Origin of the sequence: Streptomyces sp. NPDC058872, from assembly GCF_042743065.1 — a bacterium.
Classification (GTDB): Bacteria; Actinomycetota; Actinomycetes; order Streptomycetales; family Streptomycetaceae; genus Streptomyces.
Genome location: NZ_JBHYMK010000026.1, coordinates 34033 through 56329 on the forward strand (window position 1 = coordinate 34033; position 22297 = coordinate 56329).

The following is a 22297-nucleotide window of genomic DNA, read 5'->3' on the forward strand; positions in this document are numbered from 1 at the left end:
TCACGGACGGAGTCCGGGCTTCACCGCCTTCCGGACTTCTTCACGTCGATCCGGACGATCTGGGGATCGTGGTCACTGGCCTGGTCCGCGAATTCGGCGTTGACGTGCACGACGTCGTAGGAGTACGCGGTGACGGCCGGGCTGGTCAGGATGTGGTCCAGGGTCTGGGCGTTGCCGTCGTAGACGTAGGTGTAGCGCTCGGCGGCGGGCAGGGTGGTGATCAGCGGGGTGAGCACCTCGCCACCGCCGGTGAGGATGTCCGTCGTCCGGGAGAACTCGAAGTCGTTCAGGTCGCCCAGGACGACCACCTGGGCCCTCGCATCGGCGGCGAGCAACTCGTCGACGAAGGCGTTGACCTCGGCCGCCTGCTGGTGGCGCTTGGCCTCGGAGCTGCGCGTGGGCTCCTGGTAGCGGCCGTGCAGCGGCTGGTCCCCGCCCTTGGAACCGAAGTGGTTGGCGATCACGAAGACCCGCTCGCCGTGGAAGGTGAACTCGCCCACCAGGGGCTTGCGGCTGCTCTCCCACGCCGGGCTGGTCGGGTTGATCCGGCCGGGCGAGTACGTGAGCCGTGCGCCCTTCTTCGTGCTGACGACCGAGGTCGCGGTCGTCGCGTCACCGCCCGGTCGGTCGGTGAAGCCGACCCTCTTCGGGTTGTACAGGTAGGCGAGCCGGATGTTGCCGCCGGGCTGACCGCCGTCCTCGTTGTTCTCCGGCGCGACGGAGCGCCAGGAGTAGCGCGGGCCACCGGCGGCGACGATCGCGTCGGCGAACCGGGCCAGCGTGGCCTCGGCGGTGACGGTGCCGTCGTTCACCGGCCCGTTGTCGTCCTGGATCTCCTCCAGGGCGACGATGTCGGGAGAAGCGAGGTTGACGGCGACGCCCTCGGCGAGCCGGTCGAACTTCTCCTGCGGGTCGAGGGCGTCCAGGTTCTCCACGTTGTACGTGGCGACCGCGAGCTCCTTGCCCTTCTGTTTCCTGGTCACCTCCCGCTCAAGCCCCCCGTCCACGAGGCTGCCGAGCCGGGTGGCCTGGAGGGTGTAGCCACCGTAGGACGCGTAGTCGAGCGGACCGGCGGTGGTGCCGCTCAGCGCGTCGCCGACGTTCGCGCGGGGGACGGCGACGGCCGGATCGAGCGACATGACCTTGATCCGGCCCGTATTGGGCCGGTCGTACGAACCGTAGACGGTGCCGCCGCGCGGGGCCGGGTTCTCAGCCGGCTTCGCCGTCACCCACACTTCCTCGTAGGAGGTGGTGGCTCCGACCACGCGTGCGTCGACGACCTCTGCCAGCATGCCCTCCAGGGACTCGTAGAAGTCGAGGGCGTACTTCTGCGGCTCCAGACCGAGCGCGTCGATGCTGCCGCCGCCCGCGGCGGGCGCGTAGTCGTCGGGGACGCTGCCGGCGTCCAGCCGCACCGGCGACGGCAGGGGGTTGCCGGTGGAAAGGACCGTGGTGGTGGGCGCGGTGATCTCGGTGACCGACTGGGAGGCGCTGTTCGGGTAGTACTCGGTGACCTTGCCGCTGACCAGGACGCCGTCGCCGACCGTCACCGTGGGTGCGACCGTTCCCGTGTAGACGAAGACGCCCTCGCTCGTGCGGGGATCGCCGTCGGGCGTGGGGTCCTGGATCCAGTAGCCCTTGGAGCCCGCGGCACGCACCCCGGTGACGACGCCCGGGACCGCGGTGACGGTCTGCCCGGAGAGCGGTGACACCCGGGTGGTTCCCTGGATGTCGTGGACGCGGACGGCGCCGGGCTGCGTCGGGTCGCCGCCGTCGTCGCCCCCGTCGCCGGAACCGGGGCCCTCGCCCGCCGAGTTGACCGGTGTGGGAGCGCCGGGAGCCAGGTCCACGGCGTTGTCGTCGGTGTCGGCGAGGTTCGCCGCCCGGGCGACGGAGGCGGTGTTCGACGAGCCCGCCACCGGGCCGCTGCCTTCCCGTACGACCGCGGTGCCGTAGCCCACGAGGTCTACTATGCGGCCGTCGGCCGCGCAGTCCGCAGCGGTCTTGCAGGTCAGTGGGTCGGTGCCGTTGACCAGCGCGACCGTTCCCTTGGTGGCGCTCATGGCGATCGAGCCGGTCACGTCGGGGGTGGGCAGGGCCGTCGTACCGCCGCTGCCCGCGGCCTCGGCGATCAGGAAACGGCCGCCGGGGGCGATCGAGCCGCTCAGCGCGGTGACGCCCCACTTCGAGGAGTCGGACGGGGAGCCGGGCAGGTACTGCACGCTGTGCCCCGTCAGGTCATAGGCCGTGGTGCCCGCGTTGCCGAGTTCGATGAAGTCCCGGGTGAGCGTCGCACCGGAGTTGCCCCCGCCGCCGTACACCTCGGCGATCAGCGCGTCGGTCGACGGCGCCGCGGAGGCCGCGGGAAGCGCGCTCAGGACGAACGCGCCGGCGACACCGGTCGATATGAGGGGATAGGCAGCACGACGCCACCGGGGTCTGCCGTCTGTGGTCTTGGACACGCTGGATGTCTCCTTGTGCGTGCACGCACCGTGTGCGGTGGCGCGCGGAGCAGTGGGCAATGGGAAGTCGGCTCAAGTTACGCGCGTAGAGGGAGGGGCGCCAAGGGTCTGTGCGTTAATTCCGGGGAACGGACGGGTGCCGGGCACCCGCGAGCGCGCCCCCTCCGGGATGGCTCGCGTGCCGGCCGAACCGTCCGCCGTCCGCCCCGTCAGCGACCGGCTCGATCCCCTGCTCTGACGATCCGAAGATCCGACGATCCGACGGAGGCGCAACCACCCATGGCCGATCGGCGTCATTCTCGCTGTGTACGGTTGCGCAACCGCACCATGCACGGTTGCCGTGGCCGAACTGCATCCGGCACGACAGGAAAAGAGGACCACGACGTGGGTGTCATCAGCTGGATCGTCCTTGGGCTCGTGGCTGGAGCCATCGCCAAACTGCTGCTGCCCGGGCGGGACCCGGGCGGCCTGATCATCACCACCCTCATCGGGGTCGCCGGCGCCTTCGTCGGCGGTTGGCTGTCCGCGCGCTTCCTGGACCGGCCGGTGGCCAACGAGTTCTTCGACCTGGCCACATGGGGTGCGGCCATCGGCGGTTCCTTCATCCTGCTCGTCGGTTGCCGGCTCCTGTTCGGCAACTCGCGCAACTGAAGCCCGAAGGGACGATCGCCGGCGGAGCGAGCCGCCCGGGGCCACCCCGCCAGCTCCCCCTCACGGGAGTGGAGTACGCGGCGGTCCGTCGCTCCCCACCGCACACGAACGACAGACCCGGCTGCGGCCGGCGGCGAAGCGGAGAACACCGCACGCTCCGGATGTGCTTCCCGCCGCACGCCGCCGCCATGAAGAGGATGATCCACGCATGATGACGCTCACGAAGGAAGACGGCCCGGCAGACCTGGACGGGGTGACCCACATGTCCATCGGCGTCTCCTGGGACCCCACTGCGGGAAGCAGTGGCGGCGTGATGGGCAAGCTCCGCCGCAAGAAGGGCACCGACCTCGACCTGATCGCCATCGCCATGCACAACGGGGACCCGGTGCGCCTGGCGGGCCTCGACTCCCTGGACCCGATGGGCAACGGTTCCCTGGTGCACAGCGGCGACAACCAGACCGGGCACGGGGACGGCGACGACGAAACCGTGACGGTCGAGTTCGCGCGGATACCGCCCCACATCACCTCGATCGTCTTCGTCGCCGCCGCCCACAAGAAGGGCAGCTCCTTCCAGCAGGCGCGCAACATCAGCTTCAAGGTGTACGACGCGACCGGAGGCAGCTCCCAGCAGGTGGCCGACATCTGGCCGAGCCTGCTCACCAACGACAACGGCTGCGCCGTGGCCAAGGCCATGCGCGTGGGCGACGGTTGGAAGCTCGAAGTGATCAACCAGACCGGCAAGGTCAAGCAGGGCGACGAACACGCCCTGATGCGCTTCGCCGTGAGCAAGTGACGCAGACCGGCCGGGGCGAGGCGGCTGGAGCGCGGGCAAGCGGTGAGGGGCTCCTCCTCGGCCCGGATCCCACCCCGCTTCCGCGCGACGGCGAGCACCGGGGCGGGTGCCGGAGCCGTACGGGACGACCACCGGGGCGCACCCGCCCTTGCGCGCAGGGGCGTGCGCGGCCCTGACCGCGCCGGCGGGGACCCCGACGTGGCGACTACGCCGACGCCTCCCCGCTTCCGTCCGGCACGCGGGCTCCACCGCCCGCACGGACCCGGTCGAGCACGGCAGCGTGCAAGTCCTCGATTCCGCCGGACGGCACGGGCACGGGGCCGCCGGTCAGGGCGTACCACTCATCGGCGTCCTTGTACTGGACCAGGACGACGGCCCGCCCGTCCGCGAGGGTGTCGGTCGCCACGGTGAGATCACCGGTGATGACGCCGACCTCGTCGGTCATGGCGCCGCCGGGGCCCGTCTTCACGTCGTCCAGATGGGCGTGCGGGCCGGGGGTGCGAACGTGGGTCATGAGGAGCAAGTGTCCAGCATCTGACCCAGCATGTCCTTCTCCGACGCGGTCACCGACAGCTCGTACGTGGCCTTCACCGACGTCCAGGCCCGGCCGTACGTGCACCAGTACGTCTTGGACGGCGGCTGCCACTCGTCAGGGCCCTGGTCGCCCTTGGAACGGTTGGAGGCGGCCGAGACGGCAAGGAGCTGCGGGTGGGTCAGATCGTTGGCGAACTCCTTGCGCTTCTCCTGCGTCCACTTGTTCGCCCCGGACCGCCAGGCATTGGCCAACGGCACGGTGTGGTCGATGTCCAGGTCCGCCGCGTCCTTGAACCTCAGGTCGTCGTAGACGCTCGTCCAGGTTCCGGACACCGCACGGCACTCGGTGTCCCGCTGGACGTTCGCACCGTCACGGTTCAGCACCGTCTCGCGGGTGTTGCACCTCTCTCCCTGAGAGGCCCAGTGCGGGAAGCGGTCACGGCTGTAGCCGGACATCGAACCGTGGGCGGCGACCTTCAGTCCCGCGAGCTGCTCACGCGCCTGCTCGACGGTCGGCACGCCGGGCAGCGTCCCGTCCGTCACCGGACCACCGCCGGCCGCGCCGCTGCGGGTCGGGGACGGCTTCGCGTCCTCGCCCCCGGGGGGCTTGCCACCGTCCTCCACCGAGCACCCCGCTACCGAAAGCAGGACCGCCCCGGCCACCAAACTCGCTATGCGCAACCGCTTCTGACGTGCCATGGCCTGATGCATTCCCTCCGAACGAACGTGTACGCACGGCAGCGTATCCGCTCGCCCCCGACGTGCCGGCCGCCGTCCCTCGACGTGAACGCGCCCGCACGGATGCCATCGCGGCCCCCGCCGAAGGGCACGGCCACCGGCCGTACGAGAAGGGACGGGTGAACGGGCCGGCCCACAGCGTCAACGGGGGTTCCGCCGCATCGGGGACGTTCACGACACGGCGCCGGGTCGTCGGGACGGCCGTGTGGCCGTGCCTGCTCACAGCAGGCCGAGCGACCTCAGGGCGTGTCGCTGGTCCGGTGTGGGCGCGACCGGCCAGAAGAGGTAGACGCGCTGGTGCCGACCTGGTGCCGGCTTCCGCTGGCGTCCGTGAGCGACCCTGTCGGGGATCTTGGAAGACCAGCTGGTCCGGCGAGCGAAGTCTACGGCGGCGACCCGCACCTGAGCGGCGAGCTGGAAAGGCGCCAGATCGGATGTGTCCTCGCCGTCTCGCGCAAGTGGCCGCTCGCCACCCGCGCGGGTGTCTTCCGCGCCGGCGTGCTGGCCCACGGCCGTCCGAAACATGCCTGGCAGCGGCTTTCGGCGGGAGCCGGGGCCAAGGGCCACCGCTTCTACTACGGGGCTCAGGTCGACATCGACAGCCCGCCCGGGCACCCCGGCCACCGGTGGCTGCTCGTCCGACGCAACCGGCGCACCGGTGAACTCGCCTTCCACCGCTACTCGCCCCGCCCGGTCCCGCTCACCACGCTGGTCAAGGTGGCCGGACGCCGCTGGACCGTCGAGGAGACCTTCCACGCCACCAAGGGCTTGGCCGGACTCGACGAGCGCCAGGTCCGCCGCTGGGCCTCCTGGCATCGCTGGACCACCCTGGCCCTGCTCGCGCATGCCTTCCTCGCCGTCGCCACCGCCATCGAACGGGCCACGAACATCGCGGCGGCCGAACTCAGCCCGCTGCCCTGCAGCGAGATCCGACGCCTGTTCGCGGCCTTCTTCACCCAGCCCGTCCGCGACCTCGCCCACTGGCTCCGCTGGTCGGAATGGCGGCGTCGGCATCAAGCACGCGCCCGCACCGGCCACTACCAGCGGCAAGCAGCCCAACAACGATGAAGATCTACGGCTGGAGCATCGGCTCGGGAAGCCGACCCCTCGGGTGCACGACAATCATCTCAACGAAGAAGTGGCGAGCTTCAGGCCCCCCGCTGCTGGGCGCTGGGCCTGGAAGTTCGCGGCGCGCGTGCAGCGATGAACGTCCCCCGGACAAAGCCGCCCTCGGAACATGTTCCCGCGGCACGCCGATCCGCCGCGACAGGCGCACGCGCTGCTCGGTGCTCCCCTCGCCACGCATCCGGAGGCCGACCGAACTCGCCAGCATCGTGCGCTCTTTCGCTGCACGAGTCCCCCCGTCGACAATCTGAATTGCCGCGATGGCCACGAGTGGCCGTGAAGCTGGGGCCGCCCGCCATCTGAGGCTCGACCGCACCTCCAGATCACTTTCTACTCGTTCCTGCCACGGTCGGCAAAAGCAAAGTCGGAGGAACAGGTCGGCCTCGTCGTCTCACCTTGTCAGGATTGATGCTGCACCGTCGCCGTGAGGGCGCAGTCCCCACAGAACCAACTCGCCGTCCTTGTCAGCCGGCCACAGGGTGACTCCCCCACCGTCCGTGAAGTGCAGATCCAACTCAGGTCCTGTCGAGTAGTCCCCGAAGGACCACTCCCCCCTCCCGCTCACCAGGCTGCGGTCCGAGATTTCTGTGCCGGCCCCTTCCTGCGCTTCGACGCTCAGCTCATGCGCAGTAAAAGTGCCTTGCTCACCTAGATCCAGCGTTGCACCATCCGCCCCCTTCCATGTTCCTACAATTTCGGCCCGAGTAGCGTCGCGCTCTTCAAACTCAAAGCGGCCGCATCCGGTCAGCAAGGCAATCGCCAGGAGAGCAATGGCCGTGCGCTTCCCGCGGAGCCTGACGCGCCCCGGGAGACCGTTACAGAAGGCGATCACACGCCTCCCCCTTCTACCTTCTCATGGAGTCAACTGCGTCCCAGATGCGGTCTGCGGGACACGCGGACCGCATCTGGGGGTCAACGATCTGCTTTCAAGTCAATTCCTAGAACGTCAGGGTCTCCCTCCAAGTAACTATTTGATTCACGTCCCTCATTCTGGGGTCCAGAATGGAATGATTCCTGAGCCAGCCTCCGCTGTTGAGGGGCTTGGTGACGTACTTCTCCGCCCAGGTGTCGTAGCCGGTGACGAGGTGTCCTGCCGAGCTGACGGTCATGTCCTCGTCGACCTCGAACCTCACTTGAATGCCTTTGGGGCTGGATGCGATGACTCTGCCCGTGATCGAGAACGATCCCAGCATCACCTTGACGGAGTTGGGGTCCTGGAGCCCGCCGAGGATGCTGTTGAAATCCTTGTCTATCTGATCGACGAGTTCTCTATTCGACATTTCCCCAAGAGAGTAGACGCTGAGCTTCCCCAGGTCACCCTTCCCGTTCGCCAGCCACTTCTCGACTGCCTTGTTTCGCGCTTCCTGGGCCTTGTCCGTCCTGGCCATCAGGCCGGCTATGAGGCTGTCGTCTCCGTAGACGCGCGCCTGCGCTCCGGAGCCAGTGATCCAGTCCAGCACGGCGCTCTGGACGGTTGTCTGAAGATGATCGGTGCTGGCTATCGGGTCCGTGCATATGAGTGAGATGGGGTCTGACTGGCAGATCTGGTTCTCGAATTTCCGCTGCTCTCGGAAATGTTCCTCCATGTTCACGAATATGATTCCGTGTAGCGTGGGAATGACCCAGACCGGCCCGAGCCCACCGCTGTTGGTCGCCCCACCAGTGTTGCTGCTGCCAGAGGCTGTACCACCGGTCCCGCCAGAACCAGCCGGATCGGCGTCCGGCGTGGGAGTGGGCTCCTTGAAGTCGCCGTAGGTGCCGTTGTCGCCCGCGCAGTAGACGGGGTAGCAGCTTTCGAGGCCGGTGGGGTCTGACTGCGTCACCGGGGTGTTGTTGGCGTAGGCGTAACCCTGCATCTGCCGGGGGTCATCGGGGTGCATGACGGGGTCGACGCTGATGAAGCGGCCAGTCGTGGTGTCGTATTCGCGAGCGCCGACGTGGGTGAAGCCGGAGACGGTGTCGATGTCTCCGCCGACGAAGCCCTTCTGACCGGGCCAGAAGGTGGGGGCGGTGCCACGGGGAGCGCCATAGGGGAGGCTCTTGCGGCGATTGAATGCGAGGGTGCTGGCGCTGACGGAGAGCTGATTGGTGCCTTGGTGGTCGGCGACCAGGAGACGGACTCTGCCGTCGCTGCTGGTATGGACGGCCGAACCTCCTGGCACGGCGTAGTAGCGAGTGCCGGACAACGCGCCAGTGGACTTGGTGAGGACGAGTTCCTGACCGCCAGGCAGATAGAGGGTTGTGGCGGTCGGCTCTCGCTTGAGGATGCGGGTGCCCTCGGTGTCGTAGAGGAACGCGGTAGTCGCGCCGGAGACCGTGGAGGCGGCGAGTTTGCCTTCGTCGTTCCAGACGAGGTCCTGGACGGCTCCGGAGGCGGGGGACTTCTTGGTGAGGTTGCCGGTGGCATCGTACTGGTAGGTGTCTGCACCGGTGACGCCGCCGGTTGCGGTGACGGTGCGCACGGCGTGTGGTTGGGCGGCGCCGGTCGTGCCGGGGTACGTGTAGCTGCGGGTGGTATCGGCGGTGATGGCGCCGGCTTTGTGCTGGGTTTCGGTGGCTCGGTCGCTGGAGTGGGTGAAGGTCCAGCTGGTCCAGTACGGATCGACAGTGCCGAGGGCCGGGCCTCCGGTGCCGTTGACCGGCTTGGTGGTGCAGGCGTCAGGTCGTCGAGACGACCGTCGGGCCGCACATGCTCACACCAGGCCGAGCGCCTGCAGCGCGCGGTGCTGACTTGGTGCTGACTTGACCGGCCAGAAGAGGTAGCAGACACCCCCCGTACCGCCTCTGACCTTGCCGTTCGCGTCGTACCGCTTCGTACGCAGCCAGATGTTCTCCCACTCGCGCCGCGGGTAGATCCGGCGGACCGCCTCGTTGCCGGGCGAGGCGGGATCATTGGCGATGACGTCGCCGTCCGGGGTGAATCCGATGACGGTCATCAGATGGCCGGCGGTTCCGTATCCGGCCCCGGTCAGCTCCTCCTCGCGGAAGGACTGTGAGGTGACGGCGGGAATGCCGACCCGCACCAGCCCCTCCAGCTCGGTGAGCGAACGGAGTCGGGTGACCGCAGCGCTCAGACCCGGGTAGGTGGCCGCATAAGCGGCGTTGAAGGGCCAGTTGCCACAGCCCCGGTACTGGTGGTCATAGGTGGAGCGGGCGGCGTGGCAGACCTGCGGATCGGCGAAGGACGGCTCCACCCAAGCCAGTTGTTCGGCCGAGGGACGGCATCCCCAGTACTCGACGATCATCTGCACGGAGGTCGGACTGCACCAGGCTTCGCCGCCGCCGTCGTACTCGGGGTACTGGCCCACGTGGGTGTTCTGGGAATAGCGCGGCACGACCAGCTCGCGGGCGAGGGCGGGTTCGGAGGCGGGAACGACGAAGCGGTCGGGAACGTCCGAAGCCATGACGCCCAGCCGCCACGCCGTCGGGGTGAGCTTGCTCCCCGGTGCGCGGTAGAGGGTCAGCCGCAGGCGGTAGGAGCACAGTCTCAGTCCGCTCGCCGCATCGTCGATGGCGAGGGTGTCGGTCCACACGGTGCTCCTGCCGTCGGCCTGGCCGTCGACCGAAGTGCGCCGTACGTCGCCGTCGCCGGAGGCCCAGCGGCCGAGCACGTACCAGGGGGTGTCCGTGCCGTCGGAGTACGAGCCGGACAGCTCGACCTGGAGCCAGGTGCCGGGCGGCGTGTCGGCGTTCCAGGAGGCGATGACCTCGGTGGCGGGCACGGTCGGGACGTGGACGGGTGAGGTCCATTCGGCGTACTCCCAGACGGAGGTCCGTCCGGTGTGCGGGTCGGTGTACTCGCGGCTCCCGACGGGCGCGGCGAGGATCAGCCCGGGACGGTCACCGGCCGTGGCCTTCGTGCCGTTCGAGGTCCCGCAGCGCCAGTCCGTGTACGAGGACCAGAAGCGGTTGTCGACGGCCCCGGCGGCGGGAACGCGGTCCCGGTCGGCGAGGCCGTCGGCCCCGGCGGCCGGGGCCTCGGGTCCAGTGGTCGGGTCGGCCGCGGCGGCCGGTCCGGCGGCGACGGCCGGTCCGGCGGCGGCTGCGAGCGCTGCGGCGAGGACGGTCCTGCGCGGGGTGGAACTGGTCATGGGCGACGACCCCCAGTCGAGAACGGCGGGCGGACGGGACGGGCACGGGCCCGCACGGCGGTGGGCGAACGGAGCGGTGGGGACGGACCGGGCGGTGGGCACCCGGGGTGGGCGAACCGACGGGCGCACGGGACCCTCCGCCGGGAAGGGCGAGGGCCGCGCGGCCCACTATCCCGGCTCCCGCGGGGGCTCCGCCAGCACTTCGGCACGCGTCGCCGGACCAATGTGGGTCTTGACCACGACCGGCGGCACCTCTCTGACCTGCGACGGTTCCCACTCCCCTACCCTGGGGCCATGAGCGACCTCGACCGTGCGGCGCACGCACTGCTCCGCCTGCCGCCTTCCTGCGGGCCGGTCCGGCTCGTCGCGGTCGACGGCCACGCGGGCTCCGGCAAGTCCACCCTCGCGGCGCGCCTCTCCACCGTCCTCGGTGACGCCCCCGTCCTCCACCTCGACGACCTCGCCACGCACGAAGAGCTCTTCGCATGGACCGACCGGCTGCGCACCCAGGTGTTGGAGCCGCTCTCCCGGGGCGCAACGGCCTCCTACCGGCCTTACGACTGGCGGCTGCGGCGCTTCGGCGGGGCACGGACGCTGTCTCCGGCCCCGGTGGTCCTGGTCGAGGGCGTCGGCGCGGGCCGCCGGGCGGTGCGGCCGTTCCTCGCGCGGCTGCTGTGGATGGAGCGCGGTCCCGAGCAGTCCTGGGTACGGGGCCGTCACCGGGACGGGCCGGAACAGGCCGCCTTCTGGGACGGCTGGACCGTGGCAGAGACTCGCCACTTCGCTCGGGACCCCTCTCGGGCCTTCGCCGACACGCTGGTACGGGAGTGTCAGGAGGGGTACGACTGGCTTCCGGGGCCGGCCGTGACAACGGGCACGCACCATGTCGTCACACAGGGTCACGATCCTTCTTCCATGAACTGAGTGGCCGAAAGTCCACTTCCGCAAGTGCTTCAACTCCGCTTGACCCCGGGGGCGTACAGGTCTTACGTTCTGAATGTGCGGCTTTTCGGAGCTGCCGCAGACACGAAGCCCCCGGTTGTTCCCCCGTGATCGGGGGCTTCGTTCTGCCCTCGATCCCCCTTTCCGGGCGGCCGGGAGCCCCTTGCGGACCCCGTTGATCACCCAGGGTCACCCCTTCCGGATCATGCACTTCTCCTTAAGGACCCACCCCCTGCGCAGGTACGATGCCCCCAGGTGCGGTCAAATCCCGTCCATGCGATGACGGTTGTGGGGGACCCGATGGACATCGGCACGCAGGGCTCACAGCCCCCGGCCGAGCTCGCCTGGCTGCGCGGAGTCGACGCCTACACGATGGGCGCGTATCCGCAGGCGGAGGACGAGTTCCGGGCGGCGGTACAGATCGACCCCGGGATGGCGGACGCCTGGCTCGGGCTGCACGCCCTCCGGGTCGACACCACGACCGCGCTGCTGCGCATGTACCGGAACCGGGAGCGCTTCGGCGAGCAGCGGACCCGTTACCGCCGCACCCTGAACTCCTGGTACTGGCTCGGCTGGTGGGTACAGCCCGTCCTGGAGAGCCCGCGAGACCTGCTCCTCGCACACGCCTCGCACTGGCTCGACGGCCGGCACGTGCCGGAGCTCGACCGGGCACTCGCCGGGCTCCCCCCGATCGACACCGATCCACAGGTGCGCTTCCTGCACGCCTGTCGCGCGTACCTCGTCAAGGACTGGGAACAACTCGTCCGACACACCGAAACCCTCGTGGACGATCCGCTGCTCGGCATCGAGGCCGGTCTCTTCGGCGGCATGGCCCGGGTGCGCCTGGAGATGTACGGCCAGGCCGAGCCGCTGCTGGCGGCCTCGCTGATGCGGTGCCGCAGTGAGCAGCCCCAGCGCAAGGAGCTGCGCTACTGGCTCGCCCGGGCCCACGAGGGCACCGGCCGCAGCGCCGCGGCCCTGCCGCTGTACCGGGCCGTGCACCGGGTCGACCCGACGTTCATGGACACGGCGGCCCGGCTCGCGGCGATCGCCGAGTACGACGGCTTCGAGGGGTACGACGGGGTGGACGACCCGGCCGGCCTGGCAACGGTCGTGACCGGCCCCGCCGGCGGAGGCCTCGGCCAGGACGCGGTGGACACCGTGCCCGGCGCCGAAGCGGACCCCGGCGGGCTGGGCGACGGCCTGCGCCTCGCACCCGACCCGGTGACGCCGACGGCCCCCGTGGGGCCTCCCGAGACCGTGCGGCAGAAGGTGTCGCTGCCCGGCCAGCCGACGCCGCCGCCCTTCCCGGCCGGCCCCACCGATCCGGTGCTGCTCGCGGAGGCGCTCGCCGAGTTGGAGGGCATGGTCGGCCTCGAACCGGTGAAGCGGCAGGTCAAGGCGCTCTCGGCGCAGCTGGAGATGGCCCGGTTGCGAGCCGGTCAGGGCCTTCCGGTGCAGCCTCCGAAGCGCCACTTCGTCTTCTCCGGCCCTTCGGGAACGGGAAAGACGACCGTCGCCCGGATCCTGGGGCGGGTCTTCTACGCGCTCGGGCTCCTCGGCGGCGACCACCTCGTGGAGGCGCAGCGGGCCGATCTGGTCGGCGAGTTCCTGGGACAGACCGCGGTCAAGGCCAATGAGCTGATCGACTCGGCGGTCGGCGGGGTGCTGTTCGTGGACGAGGCGTACGCGCTGTCCAACACCGGCTACAGCAAGGGAGACGCGTACGGCGACGAGGCCCTCCAGGTACTCCTGAAGCGGGCCGAGGACAACCGGGACCACCTCGTCGTCATCCTCGCCGGCTATCCCGAGGGCATGGACCGGTTGCTCAACACCAACCCCGGCCTGTCCTCGCGGTTCACCACCCGGGTCGACTTCCCTTCGTACCGTCCGTTGGAACTCACCGCGATCGGCGAGTCCCTCGCGGCGGCCAACGGGGACGGTTGGGACGAAGAGGCCCGCGACGAGCTGCGCTCGATCAGCGGGCACGTCGTCGAGCAGGGCTGGATCGACGAGCTCGGCAACGGCCGCTTCCTCCGGACCCTGTACGAGAAGTCCTGCGCCTATCGGGACCTGCGGCTCTCCGGCTACCCCGGGACCCTGAGCCGGGAGGACCTCGCCACCCTCCGGCTGGCCGACCTCATGCAGGCGTACGGGGAGGTCCTGTCGGGCCGCGGTCCGGTCAACCGCGGCCCGAGGCAGGAGCCCCCGGGATACTGATCAGCCCCGGACGGGGGCCGGCGCCGTGGTGGGGGCCGACGCCGTGGTGGGGGCCGGGCCGGGCAGCGGCTGGACGCGGTGCGCCGGGTCGCGCACCTCGCCCACCAACATCTCCAGGACGTCCTCCAGGGCGACCAGTCCGAGGACCCGGCCCGATCCGTCGGCGACCTGCGCCAAATGGGTGGCCGCGCGACGCATCACGGTGAGGGCGTCGTCGAGCGGCAGCTCGGCGCGGAGCGTGGCCATCGGGCGCCACAACCGCTGCGGCACCGCCCGCTCGCGGTCCTCCAGGTCCAGTACGTCCTTCACGTGCACGAAGCCCATGAAGGTGGGCCGGCCCTCGGCGCGGACCGGGAAGCGGGAGTACCCGGTCCGCACGGTCAGCTCCTCGATCTCGCGCGGGGTGACCGACGGCAAGACGGTGACCAGGGAGGACGATGCGATCAGGACGTCCGTCACCGGGCGGCTGCCCAGCTCCAGGGCGTCCTCCAGGCGTTCCTGCTCGACCGGGTCGAGCAGCCCCGCCTGGCCCGCGTCCTCGACGAGCCGGCCGAGCTGGGCACTGGTGAAGACCGCCTCCACCTCGTCCTTCGGCTCGACCTTGAACACCCGCAGCACCGACCGGGCACAGGCTCCGAGCGCGGTGGTGACCGGCTTGCAGAGTCGGGCGAAGCCGACGAGCCCGGGAGCGAGCCAGAGGGCGGTGCGCTCGGGGGCCGCCATCGCGAGGTTCTTCGGAACCATCTCGCCGATGACGAGGTGGAGGAAGACCACCGCGGCGAGGGCGATGACGTAGCCGAGCGGATGGATCAGGCCCTCCGGAACCCCGATCGCGTGGAAGACCGGTTCGAGGAGGTGGGCGACGGTCGGCTCGGCGACGGCGCCCAGCGTCAGCGAGCAGACGGTGATGCCGAACTGGGCGGCGGCCATCATCTGCGGCAGGTTCTCCAGCCCGTGGAGGACCTGCTTGGCCCTGGCCCCGCCGAGTGGCTCGATCTGGCTGCGCCGGACGGAGACGAGGGCGAACTCGGCCCCGACGAAGAAGCCGTTGGCGAGGACCAGGAGGAGGGCGAAGAAGAGTTGCAGGGTGCTCATCGGGCCGCCTCCGCCACCACGGCCACCGGAGCGACGGACGGCCCGTCCTGGTCCGGGGCGGTACGGACGATGCGCACCCGCTCGGCGCGGTAGCGGTCGACCTGGCGGACGGAGAACCGCCAGCCGGGCAGCTCGGCCCGGTCACCGGGGGCCGGGATGCGCCCCAGGAGATCGGCGACGAGCCCGGCGACGGTCTCGTACGGCCCGTCGGGCACGTCGAGTCCTATCCGCCGCAGGGTGTGGACCCGGCAGGAGCCGTCGGCCTCCCAGACGGGACGGCCGTCTTCCGCGGGAGCCGCGGCCAACTCGGGCCGGCCGTCGGCAGCGGTGTCGTGCTCGTCTCGGACCTCTCCGACGAGTTCCTCGACGATGTCCTCCAGGGTGACGACGCCGGCCGTGCCTCCGTACTCGTCGACGACCACCGCGATCGGCTGTTCCCTGCGCAGGCGCTCCAGGAGCGCCTGGGCGGGCAGCGTCTCGGGGACGAGGAGCGGCGGAACCGCGATCCGTCCGACGGGGGTGCGCAGCCGGGCGTGCGGGGCGACGGCGAGGGCGTCCTTGAGGTGGACCATGCCGACGACCTCGTCGATGCGGTCCCGGTAGACCGGGAAGCGCGAGAGGCCGGTGGCCCGGGTGAGGTTGAGGACGTCGGCGGCGGTGGCGTCCCACTGGAGGGCGCTGACCTTCACGCGCGGGGTCATGACCTGCTCGGCGGTGAGGCCGCCGAGGGAGAGGGTCCGGACGAAGAGGTCCGCGGTGTCCTGTTCGAGCGTGCCGGCCTGGGCCGAGTGCCGGGCGAGCGAGACGAGCTCACCGGGGGTTCGGACCGAGTCCAGTTCCTCGGTGGGCTCGACGCCCAGCAGCCGCACCAGCCGATTGGCGACCCTGTTGAGCAGGGAGATCACCGGCCGGAAGAGCGCCGAGAAACGGCGCTGGGGGGTGGCGACGAAGCGGGCTACCTGGAGCGGCCGGGAAACCGCCCAGTTCTTCGGTACGAGCTCGCCGACCACCATCTGGACGGCGGAGGCGAGCAGCATGCCGATGACCACCGACACCCCGGAGACGGCTCCGGCGGGCAGCCCGGTCATGGTGAGCGGGCCGTGGAGCAGCCCGGCGAGCGCGGGCTCGGCGAGCATGCCGACGACGAGCGAGGTGATCGTGATGCCGAGTTGGGTGCCGGAGAGCTGGAAGGACAGCTCGCGCAACGCGGTGACGACGGTGCGGGCGCGTCGGTCGCCGGCGGCCGCGGCGCGTTCGGCTTCGGCGCGCTCGACGGTGACGAGGCCGAACTCGGCGGCCACGAAGAAGCCGTTGGCCAGGATCAGGAGGAAGGCCGCGAAGAGCAGCAACAGGGAGATGATCATGCCGCCGCCTCGGGAGAGGGGGCGGCGCAGGTACTACCGGACGATCCGTCCATTGCTGGAGGGAGTCACTCCTCGGGTCGAAGGGAGGGGCCTCGCGGGCCGCGGCAGCGGCCCTGCACGTGCGAGGCGGTGGTGCCGCTCGGCACCACCGCCTCCAGAGTAATCAGGCGAACGCCCCGAAGGGCAGGGGGCCGGCCCCGGATGGGGGACGGTCCGGGGTTTTCCCGGGTGTTCCCCGGGTAGCAGGGGGATTTTCCCGGCCGTTCCACGGGGTGGGGCTCGCCAACGCCCGCAGGAGCAGCACCGGCTCGGGTACCAAAGCCGGGACCCGGAGCCGGGATCCGCCGGGCCTCAGCCGGGCCTCAGCCGGTCTCCTCGCCCGTCCCCCGACTGTCCGCGAGCGCCCGCAGGGCCCGGGCGTCGCGGATCGCCGATTCCTTCGCGATGCCGGGCTGGATGCCGAGCGCGGGCAGGCTGGTGCCGTCGCTCAGGTCGAGGAAGACCCAGGGGTCGCCGGGGCGGAGGTTGACCTTGAGGATCTCCGCCCAGGCGAGGCGCCGGGTCCTGGTGATGTTGACGACCGTGACGCCCTCGTCGTCGGCGACGACCTTGGGGCGGCTCAACAGGATGAGCACCCCGAAGAGCAGCGCGGCGGTGAAGACGAAGCTGACCCGCTCCCCCGGCCCCAGCCGCTCCAACATCAGCGCGATGCCGGTGATGACCGCGAACATCGCGGCCCCGACGGTCAGCAGGACGGCCCGGGTGCGACCGGGACGGAAGGTGACCGGAAGGGTGGGCGTGATCGACTGGGACATCGGGGTTCCTCGGTGCCTGGTGGACGTGCGGGTCGGGTCGCCCTCAGAGGCGACAGGCGTGGATGGCGGTGGTGAGGATGGCTCGGGCGCCGAGCTCGTAGAGGTCGTCCATGATCCGCTGCGCCTCCTTGGCGGGGACCATCGCCCGGACGGCGACCCAGCCTTCGTTGTGCAGCGGGGAGATCGTCGGCGACTCAAGGCCCGGGGTCAGGGCGACGGCCTGCTCCAGGTGCTCGGCCCGGCAGTCGTAGTCCATCATCACGTAGCTGCGGGCGACCAGGACGCCCTGGAGGCGGCGGAGGAACTGCTGGACCTGCGGGTGGTCGAGGTCGGCGCCGTGGCGGCGGACGACGACGGCCTCGGAGGTCAGGATCGGCTCGCCGATCACTTCCAGGCCCGCGTTGCGCAGGCTGGTTCCGGTCTCCACGACGTCGGCGATGATCTGGGCCACGCCCAGCTGGATCGCGGTCTCGACGGCACCGTCCAGGTGGACGACGGAGGCGTCGATGCCCTGGTCGGCCAGGTGCTTGGCGACGATGCCCTCGTAGGACGTGGCGATCGTCATGCCGCCGAAGTCCTCGGGGCCGTTCGCGGTCCCGGGGCGGGTGGCGTAGCGGAAGGTGGAGCGGCCGAAGTTCAGCGGGAGGATCTCCTCGGCGCTGGCCCCGGAGTCCAGGAGCAGGTCACGTCCGGTGATGCCGATGTCCAGCTTGCCGGAGGCGACGTAGATCGCGATGTCCTTCGGCCGCAGGTAGAAGAACTCGACCTCGTTGTCGGGGTCGATGACCACGAGCTCCTTGGACTCCTTGCGCTGGCGGTAGCCGGCCTCATGGAGCATTGCCGACGCAGGTCCGGAGAGGGAACCCTTGTTGGGGACGGCGATGCGCAGCATGGGATGAGCTTCCTTTGCCTGGGAGTTTCGGGGAGGGGAACGGGCGTGCTCAGAGGTGGGCGTAGACGTCGTCGAGCGAGATCCCGCGGGCGACCATCATCACCTGGACGTGGTACAGCAGCTGCGAGATCTCCTCGGCGGCGGCTTCCTTGCCCTCGTGCTCGGCGGCCATCCAGACCTCGGCGGCCTCCTCGACGACCTTCTTGCCGATGGCATGGACGCCCTTGCCCACCAGTTCCGCGGTGCGGGAGGTGGCGGGGTCGCCGGTTTCTGCCTTGAGCTTGAGCTCCGCGAAGAGCTCTTCGAAGGTTTTGTTCGCCATGATGGTCCTAAGAGTACGGGGTGGAGGAAGGCCGGCGTACGGCGCCTCCGTTGGGGTGGCGGCAGGGCGGCGGGCTCAGCGCCAGGGTTCGCTGACCGTGCGCAGCGTGGTGGCGGTGGCGACGGCGGCGGTGACCGCTTCGTGCCCCTTGTCCTCGGAGGAGCCTTCGAGGCCGGCCCGGTCGAGGGCCTGCTCCTCGTTGTCGACGGTGAGGACGCCGAATCCGACGGGTACGCCGGTGTCGATCGAGACCTGGGTGAGGCCGTGGGTGACGCCCTGGCACACGTACTCGAAGTGCGGCGTTCCGCCGCGGATGACGACGCCGAGCGCCACGATGGCATCGTAACCGCGCCCGGCGAGCACCTTCGCCACGACCGGGAGCTCGAAGCTGCCGGGGACGCGCAGCAGCGTCGGCTCGTCGATGCCGAGTTCGCTGAGGGCGCGCAGGGCACCGTCGACGAGTCCGTCCATGATCTTCTCGTGCCACTGCGCCGCGATGACCGCGACCCGGAGGTCGCCGCAGTTCTTCACGCTGAGGACGGGTGCGCCCTTGCCGCTCATGTCTCTCCTTGCCGATTCGTGTGTGCGTGGTTACTGGTTGCCGCAGGTGGAGGCCGGGGAGCCGTCCAGCCAGGGCAGGTCGTGCCCCATCCGGTCCCGCTTGGTGCGCAGGTAGCGGAGGTTGTGCTCGCCGGCCTGGACCGGCATGGGCTCCCGGCCCTCGACCGTGAGGCCGTGTCGGGTCAGTGCACCGATCTTGTCGGGGTTGTTGGTCATCAGGCGCAGGCTGCGGACGCCGAGGTCGCCGAGGATCTGTGCGCCGGCCGCGTAGTCGCGGGCGTCGGCGGGCAGCCCGAGCTCCAGGTTGGCGTCCAGGGTGTCGCGCCCGCGCTCCTGGAGCTCGTACGCCCGCAGCTTGGACAGCAGGCCGATGCCGCGGCCTTCGTGGCCGCGCAGATAGACGACGACGCCCCGCCCCGCCTCGGTGATCCGGTCCATGGAGGCCTGGAGCTGGGGCCCGCAGTCGCAGCGCAGGGAGTGGAAGATGTCCCCGGTCAGGCACTCGGAGTGGACCCGGACGAGGACGTCCTCGCCGTCGCCGATCTCACCGTGGACGAGGGCGACGTGCTCGACGCCGTCGACCGTGGAGCGGTAGCCGTAGGCGGTGAACTCGCCGTGTTCGGTGGGGAGGTGGACCTCGGCCTCGCGGCGGACGGTCGGTTCGGCGGAACGCCGGTAGGCGATCAGGTCCTCGATCGAGATGATGGTGAGGCCGTGCTTGCGGGCGAAGGGCACGAGTTCGGGCAGGCGCAGCATGACGCCGTCCTCGCCGGCGATCTCGACGATCGCGCCGGCCGGGCGGAGGCCCGCGAGACGGGCGAGGTCGACGGCGGCCTCGGTGTGTCCGTTGCGGACGAGGACGCCGCCGGCCTTGGCGCGCAGGGGGAAGACGTGACCGGGGCGGACGAAGTCGGACGGCTCGTGGTGGCCCGAGGCGAGCATCCGCAGGGTGGTGGCGCGGTCCGCGGCGGAGATGCCGGTGGTGACGCCGTGGGCGGAGGACGCGTCGACGGAGACGGTGAAGGCCGTGCGCATCGACTCGGTGTTGTGCTCGACCATCTGCGGGAGCTGGAGGCGGTCGAGTTCGTCCTCCTCCATCGGGGCGCAGATGAGGCCGCGGCACTCGCTCATCATGAAGGCGATGATCTCGGGCGTGGCCTTCTCGGCGGCGATGACGAGGTCGCCCTCGTTCTCGCGGTCCTCGTCGTCGACGACCACGACGGGGCGGCCCGCGGCGATGTCACGGATGGCCTGTTCGACGGGGTCGAGGGCCAGGTCGGTGGTGTCCCAGATCGGAAGCGCGCTCATGCCGTGGCTCCTTCCAGAGCGGAGGGCGTGCGCGTCCGGAGCCACCAGTCGCGCATGCCCCAGATGACGAGGACGAAGTAGATGACGTAGACCATTCCGGAGAAGGCGAGGCCGCTGCTGAAGGCGAGCGGGACGCCGACGAGGTCGACGAGGAGCCAGGCGAACCAGAACTCGACGAGGCCCCGGGCCTGGGCGACCATCGCGACGAGCGTGCCGACGAAGATGTACGCGTCGGCCCAGGGGCTCCAGGAGAGCTGCGGGAAGAGGGTGAAGAGGCCCCCGACGGCGAGGGTTCCGGCGACGGCACCGCCGAGGAGCAGTCCGCGCTCCTGCCAGCTGGCGAAGCGGACGGCGATGGAGCCGTCCTGGGCCTGCTGCTTGCCGCGCTTCCACTGCCACCAGCCCCAGGCGGCGACGCCGATGACGAGGAGCTGCTTGCCGACGCCGCCGGAGAGGTGCGCGGAGGCATAGGCGCCCACGAGGATCACGCCGGAGAGCAGTTGGGCGGGCCAGGTGAGGAGGGAACGGCGCCAGCCGAGCGCGAGCGCGATCAGGCCGATGGTGTTGCCCATCATGTCGGACCACACAATGGACTGGCCGAAGACGGTGAACGCCTCGGAGTTGAGCCAGCTCACTTCTCGTTCTCCTTGGCGTCGGTGCCGAGCAGTCGCTCGACGTACTTGGCGATGACGTCCACTTCGAGGTTGACCGGGTCGCCGGACCGCTTGATGCCGAGCGTGGTCAGGTCGAGGGTGGTCGGGATGAGGCTGATGGTGAACCAGTCGTCGGCGACCTCGACGACGGTGAGGCTGACGCCGTCGACCGTGATCGAGCCCTTCTCCACGACGTACCGGGAAAGGTGGGCGGGGAGACCGACCTTGACGAGCTCCCAGTGCTCGGAAGGGGTTCGCTCCAGGACGGTGCCGGTGCCGTCGACGTGGCCCTGGACGATGTGGCCTCCGAGCCGGCCGCCCACGGCCATGGGGCGCTCCAGGTTGACCCGGGAGCCGACGCCGAGGGCGCCGAGGCTGGAACGCTTGAGCGTTTCGGCCATGACGTCGGCGGTGAACTCGCCGTCGCCGAACTCGACGACCGTGAGACAGACACCGTTGACGGCGATGGAGTCGCCGTGCTGGGCGCCTTCCGTGACCAGGGGGCCGCGCAGTCGGAAGCGGGAGGCGTCCTCCAGCTGCTCGACGGCGACGACCTCGCCCAGCTCTTCGACGATTCCGGTGAACACGGTCAGGCTCCCTTGAGGGTGGCGGTGATGCGGATGTCGGGTCCGATGGGTGCGGTCTCGGTGATGTGGAGCCGCAACGCCTCGGTGATGGTGGTGATTCCGGCGTCGGCGAGGGCGGTGGGGCCCGCGCCGAGGAGGACCGGGGCCAGGTAGCCGACGACCTGGTCGACGGCGTCCGCGGCGAGGAAGGCGCCCGCGAGGGTGGGGCCGCCTTCGAGGAGGACGGAGCGGACGCCGCGTGCGTGCAGGGCGTCCAGGAGGGCGGGAACGGAGAGGCCGCGCTCGGCCCTGGGGAGCCGTACGACCTCCGTGAGGGTGGTCCCGGCGTCCTCGGCGATCGCGATCAGGGTGGGCGCGGCGCCGTCCAGGACCCGGGACCCGGGCTTGACGGCGGTCGCCTCGGTGTCGACGACGACCCGCAGCGGTTGCACGGCGCCCTCGATGCCCCGCACCGCCAGGTGGGGGTCGTCGGTACGGGCGGTGCCGGAGCCCACGACGACGGCGTCGGCCTCGGCGCGCAGCCGGTGGACGTCGGCACGGGACTCGGCGGAGGTGATCCAGCGGGAGGTGCCGTCGGCGGCGGCGATCCGGCCGTCGAGGGTGGCGGCGTACTTCCAGCGGACGAAGGGCCGGCCGCGGCGCACGGAGGTGAGCCAGGCGATGTTGCCCGCCTCGGCCTCGTCGGCGAGGAGCCCCTGGGAGACCTCGACCCCGGCAGCCCTGAGGGTGTCGGCGCCGCCCGTGGCCTGCGGGTTCGGGTCACCGACCGCGTACACCACCCGGCTGATCCCGGCCTCGATGAGGGCCTGGGCGCAAGGGCCGGTGCGACCGGTGTGGTTGCAGGGTTCGAGGGTGACGTAGGCGGTGCCGCCGCGGGCCAGGGCGCCCGCCTCGCGCAGGGCGTGGACTTCGGCGTGGGGGCCGCCGGCGCGCTGGTGGTGTCCCTCGCCCACCCGGTGGCCCGAGGCGTCGGTGATGACGCACCCGACGACGGGGTTGGGGCTGGTGGCGCCGAGACCGCGGGCGGCGAGCTCGACGGCGCGTCGCATGGCGGTGGTGTCGGCCTGTTGGGCCACCGGGTCCTCCTGCCTCTTCGGGCACGGACTCCGGGGCCTGTCGATGACGACAAGGAGCGGGAAGGACA

19 protein-coding genes and 1 pseudogene are annotated in these 22297 nt (G+C 70.5%); 5 read left to right on the forward strand and 15 right to left on the reverse strand.

The window, feature by feature from the left end; translation table 11 throughout:
- Positions 1–20: 20 nt before the first annotated feature.
- Entirely contained in the window at positions 21–2408 is a 2388-nt protein-coding gene (locus ACFW22_RS18515; protein ID WP_386405508.1) for an endonuclease/exonuclease/phosphatase family protein, read from the reverse strand.
- A 438-nt stretch (positions 2409–2846) separates the two neighbouring features.
- Here ACFW22_RS18515 and ACFW22_RS18520 point away from each other — a divergent pair, with 438 nt between their 5' ends.
- Both ACFW22_RS18520 and ACFW22_RS18525 read left to right on the forward strand, forming a co-directional pair.
- Positions 2847–3113, forward strand: a complete 267-nt coding sequence (locus tag ACFW22_RS18520) for a GlsB/YeaQ/YmgE family stress response membrane protein (protein ID WP_386405367.1) — start codon at positions 2847–2849, stop codon at positions 3111–3113.
- Positions 3114–3321: 208 nt separating this feature from the next.
- On the forward strand, positions 3322–3906 hold the full coding sequence (locus tag ACFW22_RS18525; protein ID WP_386405370.1) for a TerD family protein: 585 nt from the start codon (positions 3322–3324) through the stop codon (positions 3904–3906).
- A gap of 205 nt (positions 3907–4111) precedes the next feature.
- Here ACFW22_RS18525 and ACFW22_RS18530 read toward each other — a convergent pair whose 3' ends face one another.
- Positions 4112–4420, reverse strand: coding sequence for a hypothetical protein (locus ACFW22_RS18530; protein WP_386405373.1), 309 nt, complete (start codon positions 4418–4420; stop codon positions 4112–4114).
- Positions 4417–5139 (reverse strand): HNH endonuclease family protein, encoded by a 723-nt coding sequence (locus ACFW22_RS18535; RefSeq protein WP_386405376.1) that lies wholly within the window; start codon positions 5137–5139, stop codon positions 4417–4419. The genes ACFW22_RS18530 and ACFW22_RS18535 overlap by 4 nt, the downstream gene beginning before the upstream one ends.
- Positions 5140–5556: 417 nt before the next feature.
- On the opposite strand from ACFW22_RS18535, the pseudogene ACFW22_RS18540 reads away from it, so the two are divergent.
- A pseudogene (locus ACFW22_RS18540) lies at positions 5557–6246 on the forward strand (transposase); the annotation flags it as partial.
- Between the two features lie 995 nt (positions 6247–7241).
- On the opposite strand, the gene ACFW22_RS18545 reads toward ACFW22_RS18540, so the two are convergent.
- Together ACFW22_RS18545 and ACFW22_RS18550 are read right to left on the reverse strand one after the other, a co-directional pair.
- Complete coding sequence (locus ACFW22_RS18545; protein ID WP_386405379.1) at positions 7242–8765, reverse strand: RHS repeat domain-containing protein; 1524 nt, start codon at positions 8763–8765, stop codon at positions 7242–7244.
- A gap of 231 nt (positions 8766–8996) precedes the next feature.
- Positions 8997–10394 (reverse strand): peptidase C39 family protein, encoded by a 1398-nt coding sequence (locus ACFW22_RS18550; RefSeq protein WP_386405382.1) that lies wholly within the window; start codon positions 10392–10394, stop codon positions 8997–8999.
- A gap of 294 nt (positions 10395–10688) precedes the next feature.
- On the opposite strand from ACFW22_RS18550, the gene ACFW22_RS18555 reads away from it, so the two are divergent.
- Both ACFW22_RS18555 and ACFW22_RS18560 read left to right on the forward strand, forming a co-directional pair.
- The gene (locus tag ACFW22_RS18555) at positions 10689–11318 is read left to right on the forward strand and encodes a uridine kinase (protein ID WP_386405385.1); all 630 of its coding nucleotides are present in this window, start codon (positions 10689–10691) and stop codon (positions 11316–11318) included.
- 318 nt (positions 11319–11636) lie between these two features.
- Complete coding sequence (locus ACFW22_RS18560; RefSeq protein ID WP_386405511.1) at positions 11637–13556, forward strand: AAA family ATPase; 1920 nt, start codon at positions 11637–11639, stop codon at positions 13554–13556.
- Here ACFW22_RS18560 and ACFW22_RS18565 read toward each other — a convergent pair whose 3' ends face one another.
- The 10 genes from ACFW22_RS18565 to ribD form a co-directional block, all read right to left on the reverse strand.
- Positions 13557–14651 (reverse strand): hemolysin family protein, encoded by a 1095-nt coding sequence (locus ACFW22_RS18565; protein WP_386405388.1) that lies wholly within the window; start codon positions 14649–14651, stop codon positions 13557–13559. It abuts the gene before it with no gap.
- Positions 14648–16015 (reverse strand): hemolysin family protein, encoded by a 1368-nt coding sequence (locus ACFW22_RS18570; protein WP_386405391.1) that lies wholly within the window; start codon positions 16013–16015, stop codon positions 14648–14650. Before ACFW22_RS18570 ends, ACFW22_RS18565 begins: the two co-directional genes overlap by 4 nt.
- Before the next feature lie 362 nt (positions 16016–16377).
- Positions 16378–16830: a PH domain-containing protein gene (locus ACFW22_RS18575; protein ID WP_386405394.1), complete on the reverse strand. Its 453-nt coding sequence runs from the start codon at positions 16828–16830 to the stop codon at positions 16378–16380.
- Between the two features lie 43 nt (positions 16831–16873).
- Positions 16874–17722 (reverse strand): ATP phosphoribosyltransferase, encoded by an 849-nt coding sequence (gene hisG / locus ACFW22_RS18580; RefSeq protein WP_386405397.1) that lies wholly within the window; start codon positions 17720–17722, stop codon positions 16874–16876.
- Positions 17723–17771: 49 nt separating this feature from the next.
- On the reverse strand, positions 17772–18044 hold the full coding sequence (locus tag ACFW22_RS18585; protein WP_386405400.1) for a phosphoribosyl-ATP diphosphatase: 273 nt from the start codon (positions 18042–18044) through the stop codon (positions 17772–17774).
- A gap of 75 nt (positions 18045–18119) precedes the next feature.
- Complete coding sequence (gene ribH, locus ACFW22_RS18590) at positions 18120–18605, reverse strand: 6,7-dimethyl-8-ribityllumazine synthase (protein WP_024760819.1); 486 nt, start codon at positions 18603–18605, stop codon at positions 18120–18122.
- 30 nt (positions 18606–18635) lie between these two features.
- The gene (locus ACFW22_RS18595; RefSeq protein ID WP_386405403.1) at positions 18636–19913 is read right to left on the reverse strand and encodes a bifunctional 3,4-dihydroxy-2-butanone-4-phosphate synthase/GTP cyclohydrolase II; all 1278 of its coding nucleotides are present in this window, start codon (positions 19911–19913) and stop codon (positions 18636–18638) included.
- Complete coding sequence (locus ACFW22_RS18600) at positions 19910–20488, reverse strand: nicotinamide riboside transporter PnuC (RefSeq protein ID WP_386405514.1); 579 nt, start codon at positions 20486–20488, stop codon at positions 19910–19912. Before ACFW22_RS18600 ends, ACFW22_RS18595 begins: the two co-directional genes overlap by 4 nt.
- A 56-nt stretch (positions 20489–20544) precedes the next feature.
- Positions 20545–21153, reverse strand: coding sequence for a riboflavin synthase (locus ACFW22_RS18605; protein WP_386405406.1), 609 nt, complete (start codon positions 21151–21153; stop codon positions 20545–20547).
- Positions 21154–21155: 2 nt separating this feature from the next.
- Positions 21156–22229 carry a bifunctional diaminohydroxyphosphoribosylaminopyrimidine deaminase/5-amino-6-(5-phosphoribosylamino)uracil reductase RibD gene (gene ribD / locus ACFW22_RS18610; RefSeq protein ID WP_386405409.1) on the reverse strand — a complete coding sequence of 358 codons (1074 nt, stop codon included), beginning with the start codon at positions 22227–22229 and terminating at the stop codon, positions 21156–21158.
- Positions 22230–22297 lie beyond the last annotated feature (68 nt).